10 protein-coding genes are annotated in these 15,622 nt (G+C 73.8%); 4 read left to right on the plus strand and 6 right to left on the minus strand.

Annotated features, from left to right (window positions below; all coding sequences use genetic code 11):
* Nucleotides 1-82 precede the first annotated feature (82 nt).
* Nucleotides 83-1,243: a bifunctional glutamate N-acetyltransferase/amino-acid acetyltransferase ArgJ gene (gene argJ / locus FM125_RS08865; RefSeq protein WP_087134354.1), complete on the minus strand. Its 1,161-nt coding sequence runs from the start codon at nt 1,241-1,243 to the stop codon at nt 83-85.
* Nucleotides 1,240-2,280, minus strand: coding sequence for an N-acetyl-gamma-glutamyl-phosphate reductase (argC, locus tag FM125_RS08870; protein WP_087134355.1), 1,041 nt, complete (start codon nt 2,278-2,280; stop codon nt 1,240-1,242). The genes argJ and argC overlap by 4 nt, the downstream gene beginning before the upstream one ends.
* Nucleotides 2,281-2,365: 85 nt before the next feature.
* Between argC and FM125_RS08875 the strand changes: the two genes are divergently transcribed.
* From FM125_RS08875 to FM125_RS08885, 3 genes are all read left to right on the plus strand, one after another.
* Entirely contained in the window at nt 2,366-3,397 is a 1,032-nt protein-coding gene (locus FM125_RS08875) for a quinone oxidoreductase family protein (protein WP_082740008.1), read from the plus strand.
* 125 nt (nt 3,398-3,522) lie between these two features.
* On the plus strand, nt 3,523-7,542 hold the full coding sequence (locus FM125_RS08880) for a Pls/PosA family non-ribosomal peptide synthetase (RefSeq protein ID WP_087134356.1): 4,020 nt from the start codon (nt 3,523-3,525) through the stop codon (nt 7,540-7,542).
* Nucleotides 7,539-8,879, plus strand: a complete 1,341-nt coding sequence (locus FM125_RS08885; protein ID WP_067191258.1) for a M1 family metallopeptidase — start codon at nt 7,539-7,541, stop codon at nt 8,877-8,879. Before FM125_RS08880 ends, FM125_RS08885 begins: the two co-directional genes overlap by 4 nt.
* Nucleotides 8,880-8,906: 27 nt before the next feature.
* Here FM125_RS08885 and FM125_RS12020 read toward each other — a convergent pair whose 3' ends face one another.
* From FM125_RS12020 to pheS, 4 genes are all read right to left on the minus strand, one after another.
* Nucleotides 8,907-10,313, minus strand: a complete 1,407-nt coding sequence (locus FM125_RS12020) for a hypothetical protein (RefSeq protein ID WP_087134357.1) — start codon at nt 10,311-10,313, stop codon at nt 8,907-8,909.
* Nucleotides 10,314-10,432: 119 nt separating this feature from the next.
* Nucleotides 10,433-11,146, minus strand: a complete 714-nt coding sequence (locus FM125_RS08895) for a 4'-phosphopantetheinyl transferase superfamily protein (RefSeq protein ID WP_087134358.1) — start codon at nt 11,144-11,146, stop codon at nt 10,433-10,435.
* Between the two features lie 27 nt (nt 11,147-11,173).
* Nucleotides 11,174-13,723 (minus strand): phenylalanine--tRNA ligase subunit beta, encoded by a 2,550-nt coding sequence (pheT, locus tag FM125_RS08900; RefSeq protein ID WP_087134359.1) that lies wholly within the window; start codon nt 13,721-13,723, stop codon nt 11,174-11,176.
* 7 nt (nt 13,724-13,730) lie between these two features.
* Nucleotides 13,731-14,810 carry a phenylalanine--tRNA ligase subunit alpha gene (gene pheS / locus FM125_RS08905; protein WP_067191880.1) on the minus strand — a complete coding sequence of 360 codons (1,080 nt, stop codon included), beginning with the start codon at nt 14,808-14,810 and terminating at the stop codon, nt 13,731-13,733.
* A 242-nt stretch (nt 14,811-15,052) separates the two neighbouring features.
* Here pheS and FM125_RS08910 point away from each other — a divergent pair.
* Nucleotides 15,053-15,622: helix-turn-helix domain-containing protein (locus tag FM125_RS08910; protein ID WP_143745314.1), on the plus strand; the 570-nt coding region annotated here is incomplete at its 3' end.

Genomic DNA, 15,622 nt, shown 5'->3' on the forward strand with positions numbered 1-15,622 from the left:
TGGGGGCCTTCCGTGGGGTGGGTCCGGGGGACGGTCGCGGCGGGCCGGGGTGTCCTGCGCACCGGCCCTGCCGTCCGCGGCTTCAGGTGGAGTAGGCGGAGTTCTCGTGGACGTAGTCGTGGGTGAGGTCGTTGGTCCAGATCGTGGCCTCGGCGTCGCCTGCGTGCAGGTCGATCTCCACGCGCACCTCGCGTGCGGACAGGTCCACGAGGGAGCGGTCCTCCCCCACGCCGGAGGCACGGCAGACCTGGACCCCGTTGAAGGACACGTCCAGGGCGGTCGCGTCGAACGCGGCCACAGACTCCGGCACGGTGCCCACCGCGGAGATCACGCGGCCCCAGTTCGGGTCCTGGCCGAAGACCGCGGTCTTGAACAGGTTGGAGCGGGCGACGGCACGGGCCACGGCCTCGGCGGCCTCCTCCGTCTCGGCGTTCACCACGCGGACGGCGATGTCGTGCTCGGCGCCCTCGGCATCCCCGACCATCTGGCGGGCGAGATCCGCACAGACGCGGGTGACGGCGGCGCCGAACTCGTCCGGGTCCGGGGCCACGCCTGAGGCGCCGGAGGCCAGGAGGATCACCGTGTCGTTGGTGGACATGCAGCCGTCGGAGTCGGCGCGGTTGAAGGTCGTGGCCACGGCACGGTCGAGGGCGAGCTGCAGGGCGGAGGCGGGCAGGTCGGCGTCGGTGGTGACGACGGCGAGCATCGTGGCCATGCCCGGGGCGAGCATGCCGGCGCCCTTGGCCATGCCGCCCACCGTGTAGCCGGTCCCGTCCACGCGGGACTGTTTGGCGCGGGTGTCCGTGGTCATGATGGCCTCGGCCGCGGCAGGGCCTCCCTCCGTGCCGAGCCCCTGCACGGCGGTGTCGACGCCCGGGAGCAGCCTCTCCATGTCCAGCGGCTCGCCGATGAGGCCGGTGGAGCAGACCAGGACGTCGCCGGACGAGCAGCCGAGGGCAGAGGCCGCGTGCTCGGCGGTGCGGTGGGCGTCCCGGAAGCCCTGCTGCCCGGTCGCCGCGTTCGCGCCTCCGGAGTTGAGCACCACGGCATAAGCCCGGCCGTCCGTGACGGCCTGACGGGACCAGAGGACCGGGGCTGCGGCCACGCGGTTGGTGGTGAACACGGCCGCCGCCTCGTGCTTCGGCCCGTCGTTGACGACGACGGCCACGTCCGGCTTCCCGGACGGCTTCAGTCCGGCGGTGGTCCCGGCTGCCCGGAACCCTGCTGCTGCGGTGACGCTCACGGTGCGACCCCCTGGCTCTCGAGCCCGGCCTGCTCCGGCAGGCCCAGGGCGATGTTCATGGACTGGACGGCACCGCCGGCGGTGCCCTTGCAGAGGTTGTCGATCGCGCTGACCACCACGACGCGGCCGGCGCGCTCGTCCACGGCGAGCTGCACCTGGACATGGTTGGAGGCGATCACCGCCGCGGTGGTCGGCCACTGCCCCTCGGGCAGCAGGTGTACGAACGGCTCGTCCGCGTAGGCCGTCTCCCAGGCCGCGCGCACGGCGGCGGGGTCGGCGTCGTCGGTCAGGCGGGCGGTGGCCGTGGCCAGGATGCCGCGGGGCATGGGCGCCAGGGTCGGGGTGAAGGAGACCTGGACGTCCTCCCCCGCAGCCCAGGCGAGGCCCTGTTCGATCTCGGGCGTGTGGCGGTGGCCGCCGCCCACCCCGTAGGGACTCATGGAGCCCATGACCTCGGAGCCGAGCAGGTGGGGCTTGAGCGCCTTGCCCGCGCCGGAGGTGCCGGAGGCGGCCACGATGACGACGTCCCGCGGCTGGAGGAGCCCGGCGCCGAAGCCCGGGGTGAGGGCGAGGAGCGTGGCGGTGGGATAGCAGCCCGGCACGGCGATGCGCGTGACTCCGGCCAGCCGCCCGCGCTGTCCGGGCAGCTCGGGCAGCCCGTAGGGCCAGGTTCCGGCGTGCTCCGTGCCGTAGTACTGCGCCCAGGCGTCGGCCGACTCGAGACGGTGGTCCGCGCCGGCGTCGATCACCACGGTGTCCGGCGAGCGCTCGGCCAGCTCCGCGGCGATCGGTCCGCTGGCGCCGTGCGGCAGGGCGAGGAAGACGACGTCGTGTCCGGAGAGGACGTCCGCCGTCGTGGGCTCGAGGACGCGGTCGGCCAGGGCGTGCAGGTGTGGCTGGAGGTCTCCGAGACGCTCTCCCGCCTGGGAGTGGGCGGTGACGGCCCCGATCTCGACCTCGGGGTGGCCGCTCAGCAGGCGCAGGGCTTCGCCTCCGGCGTAGCCGCTGGCTCCGGAGACGGCGACGGTGATGCTCATGGACCCATCCTAGACCAGATATGCACTGTGTCGAATATGTATTCCGTCATGGTTCGGGCCACGCCGGATCACTACGCTGGGCGGCATGGATGCCACCCAGACCCAGCCCGTCTCGCCCGGCGCCGATGCCTCCTTCGACGTCCCACAGACCCACCGCGCGATCGTCGCCGAGCAGACCGGCGGCCCCGAGGTCCTGCAGTGGACCGAGGCGCCCGTTCCCGCCCCCGGTCCGGGGCAGGCGCTGGTCCGCACCGCCGCCGCAGGCCTGAACTTCATCGAGACCTACCAGCGCTCCGGGGTCTACCCGGTGGACATGCCCTTCGTGCCGGGCACGGAGGGCTCAGGGACGGTCGTCGCCGTCGGGGCCGACGTGGACTCCGTCGCCGTGGGCGACCGGGTGATGACCGCCGCCGGCGTGGGCACCTACGCCGAGCACTTCCTCGCCCCCGCCGAGCAGCTTCTGCCGGCCCCCGGCTCGCTCGACCTCGCCGAGGCCGCTGCTCTGCCGCTGCAGGGCCTGACGGCCCACTACCTGTCCCGCTCCACGTTCCCGGTCCAGGCCGGCCAGACCGTCGTGGTCACCGCCGGCGCCGGCGGCGTCGGCCTGCTGCTGACCCAGCTGTGCCGCGCCCGTGGGGCGCGCGTGGTCACCACGGCGTCCACCGAGGCCAAGCGGGAGCTGTCCCTGCAGGCAGGGGCGACCGTGTCGGTCGACTACCCGGACGTGCAGGCCGCGGTGGAGGAGCTCACCGGAGACGAGGGCGCCGACGTCGTGTACGACGGTGTGGGGAAGGCGACCTTCGAGGACTCCCTGGCGTGCCTTCGGGTGCGCGGCATGCTCGTGCTCTTCGGCGGCGCGTCGGGCCAGGTCCCGCCGTTCGACCTGCAGCGCCTCAACGGCGCCGGCGGCCTGTTCGTCACGCGCCCGTCCCTGGTGCACTACACTCGCACCCCGCAAGAGACGCACTGGCGTGCCCAGGAGCTGGCGGAGGCCGTGGCGGACGGATCGCTGACCCTGCGGATCGGCGAGCGCTTCGCCCTCTCCGACGCCGCGGCCGCGCACACGGCACTCGAGGGGCGGCAGACCACCGGCAAGGTGCTGCTCACCCTGGACTGACAGGCCCTCCGCCCGCCGGGGAGCCTGTCGGTCGGGGCCGGCCCCGCCACTACAATGCGACAGGCGAGGCACCGAGGCCCTGTGCTCGTGCCCGCGTCTTCGAGGCCCTCATACCACCCGGAGGAATGGTGACCGCACCTCACCGCGCCCAGCTGCCCGGAGGGGACCGTGCGCCCGCGCCGCGGACCCTGTGGGACGTCCTGACCGCCACCGCCGCAGAGCATCCGAACGCCCCGGCCCTCGACGACGGCACCCAGATCCTCGAGTACACCGACCTGGTCGAGCGCGCCGAGGCGTGCGCCGCCCGCCTGACGGCCGCCGGCATCGGCGCCGGCGAGCGCATCGGCGTGCGGATCCCCTCCGGGACGGTCGACCTCTACGTGGCGATCCTCGGCGTGCTCGCCGCCGGCTGCGCCTACGTCCCGGTGGACGCGGACGACCCGGACGAGCGTGCCCGCCTCGTCTTCGCCGAGGCGAAGGTGACCGGTGTCCTCACCGACGAGCACACCCTGGAGCGCGGCACGGACGCCGCCGCGGACGCCGAGCCCGTCACCGCCGTCGGTGCGGACGGGCAGACCACGGCGACGGCTCCGCCCCGACAGGCCCGACACCCCCTGCCCGACGACGACGCGTGGATCATCTTCACCTCCGGATCGACCGGCACCCCCAAGGGTGTGGCCGTCACCCACCGCAACGCCGCCGCGTTCGTGGACGCGGAGGCGCGGATCTTTCTGGCGGACGATCCGCTCGGCCCCGGCGACCGCGTGCTGGCGGGACTGTCCGTGGCCTTCGACGCCTCCTGCGAGGAGATGTGGCTCGCCTGGCGCCATGGCGCCTGCCTCGTCCCTGCTCCACGCGCACTCGTGCGCTCCGGCATGGACCTCGGCCCCTGGCTCGCCGAGCGCCGCATCACCGCGGTCTCCACCGTGCCGACCCTGGCGGCCATGTGGCCCTCCGAGGCTCTGGAGAATGTGCGCCTGCTGATCTTCGGCGGGGAGGCGTGCCCGCCCGAACTCGCCGCCCGCCTGACCGAGCAGGGGCGCCAGGTGTGGAACACCTACGGCCCCACCGAGGCGACCGTGGTGGCCTGCGCCGCCGAGATGACCGGCGAAGGGCCGGTGCGCATCGGCCTGCCGCTGGACGGCTGGGACCTGGCCGTCGTGGACCCCGCCACCGGGATCCCCGTGGCCGACGGCGAGACCGGTGAGCTGATCATCGGCGGCGTCGGCCTGGCCCGCTACCTGGACCCGGCCAAGGACGCGGAGAAGTACGCGCCCATGGACACCCTCGGCTGGGAGCGCGCCTACCGCTCCGGCGACCTCGTGGTCTTCGACCCTGCCGGCCTGCTCTTCGTGGGCCGCGCAGACGATCAGGTGAAGCTCGGCGGCCGACGCATCGAGCTCGGCGAGGTCGACGCGGCGCTGCAGGCCCTGCCCGGCGTCCAGGGCGGCGCCGCCGCCGTGCAGACCACCCCGGCAGGCCACCAGATCCTGGTGGGCTACCTCGTGCCGTCCGGCGCCCCGGAGGACCTGGACCTCGAGGCCGCCCGGCAGCTCTTGGCAGAAGAGCTGCCGGCCGCCCTGGTCCCCCGGCTGGCCGTCACGGACACCCTCCCGACGAAGACCTCCGGCAAGGTCGACCGCAATGCCCTGCCCTGGCCGCTGCCCGGCGCCCAGCCGGACGAGGACGCCCCGCCGATCGACGAGTCCACGGACGCCGGCTGGATCGAGCGCCAGTGGGCCGACGTCCTCGGCGCCGCGCCCCGCGGTCCCAAGACCGACTTCTTCGCGGCCGGGGGCGGCTCCCTGGCCGCCGCACAGCTGGTGGCCCGCCTGCGTTCCCGCTATCCGCAGGTGACCGTCCAGGACATCTACGCCACCCCCCGGATCGGCGACCTGGTCGAGTCCCTCGCCGGCGCCGCCGCGGCCGTCCCGGTCGAGGATCGGCACGTGGCCCGCACCCGGAAGAAGGCCCAGTGGGCACAGACCCTCGTGGGCGTGCCCGTGTTCATCCTCCCTGCCCTGCGCGCCGCCGTGTGGACCGCCCTGGTCCTCAACGTCCTGGCCGCCACGGGGCTGGCTCCCGCCGTGCCCACCGTGGACTGGTGGCTGCTCGCCGTCGCCTGGCTCGCCGTGGTCTCTCCGCCGGGACGCATGGCCCTGGCCGCGCTGGCCTGCCGGCTGCTGCTGGCCGGGGTGAAGCCCGGCGTGCATCCCCGCGGCGGCCGCGTCCACCTGCGCCTCTGGCTCGCCCAGCACGTGGTGGACCTCGTGGACCCCTACTCCCTGGCCGGCGCCGTCTGGGTGCCTGCCTTCGCCCGCGTGCTCGGCGCCCGGATCGGCAAGGACGTGGACCTGCACTCCCTGCCGCCTGTGACCGGGCTGCTCGAGATCGGCGAGGGCGCCTCCATCGAGCCGGAGGTCGACCTCTCCGGCTACTGGGTGGACGGCGACCGCGTGCACATCGGCACCGTCAAGGTCGGGGCGGGCGCCGTCGTCGGCGCCCGCTCCACCCTGATGCCCGGCTCCACCGTGGGCGAGGGCGCCCACGTCGAGCCCGGCTCCACGGTGGTCGGGCGGCTGCGGGGCCACCGCATCCACGCCGGCTCCCCCGCCGTCCGCGTCGGAAAGGTCAAGGACACCGGACCCAACGTGGCCCCGCCGCGCGCCACCGGCTACCGCCTCCTCTCCACCCTGGCCTCCTCCGTGCTCGCCGCCCTGCCACTCATTGCGGCGGCCGTGGCCGGCGCGCTCGGCCTGTGGTCCCTGACCTGGTGGGGCACCGAGGTGACGGACCTGGGCCCGGCCGGGTCCGTCGTCGTGGTCCTGGGCCGGCTGCTGGCCGTCAGCCCGCTGCTGGCGGCCGTCTGGTTCGGGGTGCACATGCTGCTCGTCCTGGTCACCACCCGGCTGCTGTCGATCGGCATCACCGAGGGCTACCATCCGGCCCGGTCCCGGGTGGGCTGGCAGATCTGGGCCACCGAGCGCCTGCTCGACGCCGCCCGTGACCAGCTCTTCCCGATCTACGCCTCCCGGTTCACACCCACCTGGCTGCGCTGGCTCGGCGCGGAGGTCGGCCGGGACGTCGAGGCCTCCACCGTGGTGCTGCTGCCGTCGATGACCCGAGTGGGCGACGGCGCCTTCCTCGCCGACGACACCATGGTCTCCTCCTACGAGCTGCAGGACGGCTGGATGCACGTGGCTCGCGCCAAGGTGGGCAAGCGCTCGTTCGTGGGCAACTCCGGCATGGTCCCGGCCGGCCGCACCCTGCGGCGCGACTCCCTCGTCGCCGTGCTGTCCACGACTCCCACCAAGACCAAGGCGGGCACCTCCTGGATGGGCTCCCCGCCGGTCCGCCTGCGACGCACCGAAGTGCAGGCGGACACCTCCCTCACCTACGACCCGCCGGCCGCCCTGCGCCGCGCCCGCACCTGCTGGGAGCTGCTGCGCGCGATCCCGGTCTGGCTGCACGCCGCGCTCCACCTGCTCGTCGGCGGTGCCCTGGCGCTGCTGGCCACCGTCTCCTGGGGGCTCACCGCCGTGGCCGGCGGCCTCGTCCTGCTGGCCGCCGGCGCGGTGGCCGCCACGCTCACCGTCCTGGCGAAGAAGGTGTTCGTCGGCCACATCGACGCCGGTGAGCATCCGCTGTGGTCCCCGTTCATCTGGCGCAACGAGGTGGCGGACACCTTCACCGAGTACCTCGCCGCCCCCTGGTTCGCGCGCGCCGCCGCCGGAACACCCGCCATGGTCTGGTTCCTGCGTGCCATGGGCGCACGGATCGGCCACGGCTGCTGGGTCGAGTCCTACTGGCTGCCCGAGGCGGACCTGGTCTCCCTCGGCGACGGGGCCACCGTCAACCGCGGCTGCGTGGTGCAGACCCACCTCTTCCACGACCGGGTCATGTCCCTCGACGCGGTGGATCTGGCCGCCGGCGCCACCCTCGGCCCGAACTCCGTGGTCCTGCCCGCCGCCCGCCTCGGCGCCGGCACCACCGTGGGCGCCGGTTCTCTGGTCATGCGCGGCGAGGAGCTGCCCGCCGGCACCTGGTGGATCGGCAACCCCGTCTCCCCGTGGTCCGACCCCGCCCCGCGCGCCTGGCGTGCCGCATGGCGCTCCCCCGACTCCCGTCCCCGAAAGGCCTCATGAGCACCGATCCCTACCTGCCCGCAGTCGGCTCGGACGTGCTGGCGCTGGACGCCGTCCGCCTCGAGCTGGACGTCCGCCTGGCCGCCAACCGGATCGCCGGCACCGCAGTGCTGCACGGCCGCCTGCTCGCCCAGTCCGCTCGCGTGGAGCTGGACCTGCACAGGCTCTCCGTCACGAAGGTGAGGGCCCAGGCCGCCGGGCGGCCGCTGCCGCGGGTCAAGGCGTCCCAGCCACGTCGCCGCCCGCACCGTGTGGTGGTGGAGCTCGGCGAGTCCCTGCCCGCCGGGACCGAACTGGAGCTCACCCTGGACTACCGCGGCACCCCGAAGCCACGGCGCAGCCCCTGGGGCACCGTCGGCTGGGAGGAGCTCACCGACGGTGTCCTCGTGGCCGGCCAGCCGCACGGCGCCTCCACGTGGATGCCCTGCGTGGACTCCCCGGACAACCGCATGAGCGCGGACATCACCGTCACCTGCGACGCCGGCTACCTGCCCGTGTCCAACGGCACCGGCACCCCGGTGAAGCAGTCCGGTTCCCGCACCACCTGGCGCTGGGTCCTGGACGAGCCCGTCCCCCCGTACCTGCTCACCCTGCAGATCGGCCGGTACCGGCTGATCGAGCTCCCCGGCCGCAGCGACGGCCCGCCGATCACCCTCGCCGTGACTCCGCAGACGCAGCAGCGTGCGCTCACCGCGCTGGGCGCACAGCACCGCATGGCCGAGGTGTTCCAGGCGGCCTACGGCCCCTACCCCTTCGACGCCTACACAGCCGTGGTGGCCGACGATGACCTCGAGATCCCCCTGGAGTGCGCCGGCCTGTCCCTGTTCGGCACCAACCACCTGACGGGCCAGTGGGAGGACGAGCGGCTGATCGCCCACGAGCTGTCCCACCAGTGGTTCGGCAATGCCGTGACCCTGGGCCACTGGGCGGACCTGTGGCTGCACGAGGGCTTCGCCTGCTACAGCGAGTGGCTCTGGTCCGAGGCCTCCGGCCGCGAGTCCGTCCAGGCCCATGCCCGCCGCGCCTGGCAGGGCCTGGCCGAGCAGCCGCAGGACGTGGCGCTCACCGACCCGGGGCCGAAGGACATGTTCGACGACCGCGTGTACAAGCGCGGCGCCCTGACGGTGCTGGCGCTGCGCCGTCTGCTCGGGGACGCCGTATTCGGCCGCATGGTGCGCGGCTGGGTGGCCGAGCACCGCTTCGGCACCGTGGACACCGCGATGTTCCGGGCCCACGTGCACTCGTGGGCCCCGGCCGCAGGCGTCACCGCCGCGGCCGTGGACGCCCTGTTCGACGCCTGGACCGTGGAGGCGGCCCTGCCGGCGTTCCCGGGCTGAGCCGGCCCTGCCCGGCACCGCGCCCCGTCAGCGGGCGAACGGCCCGATGGCGTCCTCCTCGGCCAGGTGCAGCGTCCCGTCCTCGGCTACGTCGAAGACCACCCAGACCTGGGTGTGGGAGATGTCCGTCGGGGTCCGCCCGCGCCCGGAGGCGACGGTGCGCTCCAGCACCGGCGTGCCGTCCTCGTTCGCGAAGCCCACGGCCACCCGGGCGGTCCCGCCCTCCCCGTCCTCGCCGCCGGTGAAGGACACGCGGACGTCGTCACCGCGCTGCGGCTCACCCACCGTGACCTCCGGCGTGGGGCTGCCGCCGAAACCGCACTGGGTCCCCGGGGTGCGCACCGTGACCTGGCCGACCGGCAGGTGCGCGAACCTCCCCTCACAGCGAGGGTCGTCGTCCAGTGCCAGGCTCCGTTCCGCGGCGGCCCAGTCCTGCACATGGGCGAAGGCCCGGTCCACCGCCTCGTCCGTCAGGGTGACGCGCGGGCGGTCCCCCTCCAGAGACCACGTGCCGTGGCCGTCTGCCACGCGGAAGTCCTGAGCGGACAGCGCCTCGCCGAGGGTGACCTCGTACGTCCCGCGCAGCGGCGGTGCGGCGTCCTCGTCGGCGACGTCCTCCCAGGGCACCCCGCCGAGCTCCAGGTCCCCGACCGCACCCACCACACCGTCGTCCAGCGGGTGGTCGGCGGCGGTGACCGTGCGCTCCACCGGCGCCTCGGGACGGCGCAGCAGCCCGGGACAGGCGCCGGAGTACACCGGTGCCAGGCCCTCGCCTGCATCACGCAGGCGGAGGCAGTGCTCGGTGCCGTCGGCGTCCGTGACGGTGCCGCGGACCTCGCGTTCTCCGGCCTGCGTGGTCTCGGCCTCCTGCAGGACCACCTCGTCGAAGGACGCCCTCTCCGGGCCGGGGACCTGCTCCGCGCTCAGCGTGCCGCCCTGCTCGGTGGACAGGACGCCTCCCAGGAAGAAGCCGTCACCGTCCACGAAGCCGACCAGGTGCCGGTGGATCGCCTCGGCGGTCTCCTGCTCGACGGCGACCTGGTGCTCCGGCGCCCAGTCCGCGAGCGGCCCGTCCGGGGCGGCGTGCCAGTCGGCGGCGTCGGCCGCGGTGTCCCCGCCGGCCTGTGGTGCCGCGGGCCCGTCCGGGGCCTGCCGGCCGCGCCGGTCACCCTCGCCCGGCGTCTCGGCGTCCGGGGCGGCGAGCTCCCCGTGGATCGGCAGCGGCTGCGGCGTGCGGGTGCCGCCCTCCCCTGCCGTGCCCGACCGGGCCCCTTCGTCCTGCACCACGTCCTGCCCGGCGGTCGGGTCCGCCTCGCCTCCGGCGGGTCCTCCGCATCCGGCCAGCGCCAGGGCCAAGCCGAGCCCGGTGAGCGCGGCGGCACCGCCGCGGATCTGCCGACGGACATGGCGATGTGCAGCTGTGTGTCCCTGCATGCGCAGGCCCCCTCCGGTGGTGTTCCCGTCGTGTCTGCGCCGGCATCCCTTCCGGCGCGCGCCACCACCCTAGCGTGACGGGGAGCACGACGACGGCCCGCCGCCTCCGCCTGTGGACATCACCGGGCGGACGGGGCCAGGACCAGGACGCCGCGGACGGCCTCCGGCAGTCCGGGCACCTGTGCCGCGGTGAGCGGCAGGACTCGCTCGGCCGGTGTCGGCTGCACGGCGGAGGGGTCCGCGGTGGCGAATCCGGTGCCGCGCGCCTTCACGAGTGCCTCGGCCCGGCACCAGGCGTCGACGCGCGCGGCATAGGCCCGGTGGCGTGGCAGACCGTCCCAGACGGCGAGCTGCTCGGCGGAGAACGCGACGGCGTCCGAGGCGGCGCGGCCGTCCGGGCCCGGCTCCAGTGCCCGCCGCGTGCGCGGGCTGTCCAGGTCCTCCACATCCACACCGACCGCCCCCTGCCCGGCGGCGCGCCAGGCGAGCACCGTCAACGGGCGCTCTCCGGCGGTGTGGGACAGACTGACGGCCGGCAGCGTGGGCGGGACGTCCTGACGGCTCCCCCGGAGCCGGCCCCACACGCGGGCGAGCCGGCCGCCGGGGTGAGGGCCGTCGTCGTGGTTGCGGGACTCGGCGGCCCAGGCGAGGGCGGGCTCGCCGTGATCCCGCGCACCGCAGGCCGGGCAGGTGCGCTCGATGCGCAGCGACCCGGCGGCGAGGCCGAGCAGCGCCTCCAGCCGGGCCAGCAGGAGCGCGGTCCGTTCAGCCCGGCAGACGCCGACGGCGCCGACCAGCACCCCGTGTCCGGGGGCGGTCGGCGCCGTCGTCATCGTCCTGCCTCGGCAGCGCAGGTTCCGTCAGCGCTGGACGGCGCCGTGGCGCTGCGCGGCCAGCTCGGTGGCGGCCGCTCGGGCCTCGGAGGCCTCGTCCGCGGTGAGGGTGCGGTCCGGAGCGCGGAAGCGCAGCGCGAAGGCCAGCGACTTCTTGCCCTCCTCGATGCCCTTGCCCACGTACACGTCGAACAGCTCGACGGACTCGAGCAGCTCGCCGGCGCCCTCCACGAGGGTGGCCTTCACCTCGCCGGCGACGACGTCCTGGTCCACCACAAGGGCCACGTCCTGGGTGGTGGCACCGAACGTGGACAGCGGGCAGGCGACCACGCGCTCCAGGGAGGCGGCGAGGACGGCGTCCAGGTCCAGCTCCATGGCGCAGGTGCGGGCCGGCATGTCTGCGGACTCCAGCCACGACGGCAGCAGCTCGCCGGCGTGGCCGACCACGGTGCCGTCGGCCAGGCGCAGCTCGGCCGTGCGGCCCGGGTGGAATGCCTGGTGGGAACCCTGGGCCACGGTCAGCTCCACGCCCACGGCGCGGGCGACCTGCAGGGCGGCGGCGATCGGGTCCTGCCAGTCGAAGGCGCGCGGGGCGAAGCCGGCGGCCGGGGCGGCCTCGTGGCCGGCGAAGACCGCGGCCACGCGGCGCGGCTGGGCCGGGATGCCGGCGTTCAGGTCCGCGATCGCCTCGTCCGAGGGCTTCACCCCGTTCGGCTCGTTGGATTCGGAGCCCATCTGCTCCCCCGGCAGGAACACCAGGCCGATCTCGTAGAGGGCCACGTCCTTGAAGCCGCGGGAGACGTTGCGGCGGGCGGTCTCCAGCAGGTTCGGCAGCAGGGTGGTGCGCAGGAAGCCGAACTCCTGGGAGATCGGGTTGGACAGGCGCACCATCGTCTGGGCGGCGCCCTCCGCCTCGGTCGCCGCACCGAACAGACGGTTCTGCGCCTCGGACACGAACGGGTAGTCCAAGACCTCGGTCAGGCCGGCGCCGGCCAGCACGTCCGCCACACGGCGGCGCTGGGCCTGCGCGCGGGTCAGGCCGCGGCCGGGAGGGGCGACCGGCAGGGTGGACGGGATCTTGTCGTAGCCGTCCAGGCGGGCGACCTCCTCGACGAGGTCCTCGGGGATCGTCAGGTCGTGGCGCCAGGACGGCGAGGTGACCGTCAGGGTCTCGCCGGCGTCCTCGACGTCCGCGCCGAGCTCGGTGAGCAGCTCGACGACGCGCTCCTTCGGGTAGTCCACGCCGATGCGGCGGGACGGGTAGGTCGGGTCCAGCTCCACCACCGGGTACGTCGGACGGGCGCCGATGTCCGTGACGCCGGGCTCGGCGGTGCCGCCGGCGAGCTCCACGAGCAGCTGCACGGCACGTTCGGCGGCGACGTCCGCGACCTCCCAGTCCACACCGCGCTCGTTGCGCTTGGAGGCCTCGGAGGGCAGCCGGTGGCGGCGGCGGGTGCGGGCGATGGAGACCGGGTCGAAGTGCGCGGACTCGATCGTCACGCGGGTGGTGGACTCGGATACCTCGGTGGCGGCGCCGCCCATGACGCCGGCCAGGCCGATCGGGCCGGACTCGTCCGTGATGAGCAGGTCCTCGGTGTGGAGGGTGCGCTCCTTGTCGTCCAGGGTGCGCAGAGTCTCGCCCTCGGCGGCACGGCGGACGGTGATGGCGCCGGTCAGCTTGTCCGCATCGTAGAAGTGCAGCGGCTGGCCGAGCTCCCACATCACGTAGTTGGAGATGTCCACGGTCAGCGAGTGCGGGCGGATGCCCGCCAGGCGCAGGCGCGCGGCCATCCACGGCGGGGTCGGGACGCTCGGGTCGATGCCGGAGACGGTGCGGGTCACGAAGCGGTCGCAGCCGGGGACACCGTAGATCGGGGCGGTGTCGTCCAGGATCACCGGCTGGCCGTCCTCGTTCGGCTCCGGGACCTCGATGCCCGCCGCCGGATCGGTGAAGGCGGTGCCGGTGGCGTGCGCGTATTCACGGGCGATGCCGCGGATGCTGAAGCCGTAGGAGCGGTCCGGAGTCACGTTGACCTCGGCGGCCTCCTCGTGCAGGTGCAGCAGCTCGAGCGCGTCGGTGCCGACCTCCGGGTCCAGGCCGAGGGTGGACAGCACCAGAATGCCGTCGTGGTCCTCCCCGATGCCGAGCTCGCGGACGGAGGCGATCATGCCGGCGGAGACGTGGCCGTAGGTCTTGCGCGGGGAGATGCGGAAGTCGCCGGGCAGGACGGCGCCGGGCAGGGTCACCACGACCTTGTCCCCGACCTGGAAGTTGTGGGCACCGCAGACGATGCCCTGCACGCCGGAGGGGTCGATGCCGGCGCCGGTCAGGGTCTGCTCGGCGCCCTCGGGCACCACACGGACCTGGCACCAGTTGATGGTCTTGCCGTTCTTCTGCGGCTCGGGGACCATCTCCAGCACCTGGCCGACCACGATGGGACCGGACAGCTCGTCCGCCGGGCGGTGGACCTCCTCTTCCTCGAGGCCGACCTTCACGAGGTCGGCGAGGACGTCCTCGGCGGTGGCGTCGGCCGGGACCTGCGCGAACTCACGCAGCCAGGAAAGCGGGATACGCACGAGAAGATCAGAGCTCCATTCCGAAGTGCTGGGAGAAGCGGACGTCGCCTTCGATCATGTCCCGCATGTCCGGGACCTCGTTGCGGAACATCAGGGTGCGCTCGATGCCCATGCCGAAGGCGAAGCCGGAGTAGACCTCCGGGTCGATGCCCGCCGAGCGCAGGACGTTCGGGTGGACCATGCCGCAGCCGCCCCACTCGATCCACTGGGGTCCACCCTTGGCCTGGGGATGCCAGATGTCCATCTCGGCCGAAGGCTCGGTGAACGGGAAGAAGTTGGGGCGCAGGCGGATCTCGGCGTCCGGGCCGAACATCTGCCGGGCGAAGTACTCGAGGGTGCCGCGCAGGTCCGCCATGGTCAGGCCCTTGTCCACGGCCAGCCCCTCGAACTGGTGGAACACCGGTGTGTGGGTGGCGTCCAGCTCGTCGGTGCGGAAGGTGCGGCCCGGGCAGAGCACGTACACGGGGGCGCCGCGCTCCAGCATGGCCCGGACCTGCACCGGCGAGGTGTGGGTGCGCAACAGGAGGTTGGACTCCAGCGGCTCCACGAAGAAGGTGTCCTGCATCTCGCGCGCCGGGTGGTCCGGCGGGAAGTTCAGGGCGTTGAAGTTGAACCAGTCGTGCTCGAGCTCCGGGCCCTCGGCGATCTCCCAGCCCATGCCGACGAAGATGTCCGAGACGCGCTCCTGCAGCAGGGACAGCGGATGGCGGGCGCCGCTCAGGCGGCGGGAGGCGGCCGTGGTGACGTCCACGGTCTCCTCCACGAGCATGCGGGCGGCATGCTCCTCCTCCAGGACCGCCGTGCGGGCCTTGAGGGCCTTCTCCATGCGGCCGCGGGCGGCGCCCATGGTCTTGCCGGCGGTGGCCTTGTCCTCCTTCGGGAGCGTGCCGATCCGGCGGTTCGCCAGCGTCAGCGGGGCCTTCTCGCCCGTGTGCTTCAGACGGGCGGCCTTGAGCTCGTCCAGGTCGGCGGCGGCGGCGAAGTCGGCGAGCGCCGCCTCCACTGCGGCGCCGACGGCGTCGGCGTCGGCCGGGGAGATCTGCGGGGCGCCCTCGGCGGGCGCGCCGGTCTCGGGGGACTGCGTCATGACGTGACTGCACCCTTCGATGGTCGGTGTCTGTGGGATCTGGTTCGGCGTCCAGTCTAGTGCTCGCCGGCGCGCGGTCCGGCGGCCGGGACGGCGGCGTCCGTGCTGCGGACACCGCCGGCGGGCTAGGTGTTGTGGGTCATGAGGTTCTTGCCACGGGGTACGGGCTGAGATGAGACGAGTGGGCCTCTCCCGCAGGATGGAAGTTCCTACACAACCGACCTGCCAGAAGAGACCCGCTCATGACTCACGCTAACGCACCCCTGACCCCCACTGGCCGTCTCAGGATGGTCCACCGCCACCTGCACGACGGGATCCCGCAGGCACACGTGGCAGCCGAGTTCCGGGTGAGCCGGCCCACGGTGGCCACCTGGGTGGCCCGCTACAAGGCTCAGGGCGAGGCAGGACTTCAGGACCGGTCCAGCCGGCCGCACCGTTCACCTGACCGACTCGATCCGGTCCTGGTCGCCCAGATCCACGCCCTGCGGCGGGAGCGCAAGTGGTCCGCACGGCGCATCCATCACCACCTGGTCTCTCAAGGCCACCGGGTGTGTCTTCGTACTGTGGGGCGGTGGCTGCACCGGCTGGGCATCTCCCGGTTGCGAGACCTCGCGCCCACGGGTGAGGACCTGCGCCAACGACCCCAGAAGATCACCGCGAGAGGGCCGGGGCACATGGTGCACCTGGATGTGAAGAAGATCGGCCGCATGCCTGATGGGGGCGGCTGGCGCACCCACGGCCGTGCCTCCGAGGCCGCCCGTGCTTCCCAGCGTGGTGCAGGCCGGCGGGTCGGGTACACGTACCTGCACTCG

The sequence above is a fragment of the Micrococcus lylae genome (genome assembly GCF_900163825.1).
Lineage (GTDB): Bacteria > Actinomycetota > Actinomycetes > Actinomycetales > Micrococcaceae > Micrococcus > Micrococcus lylae.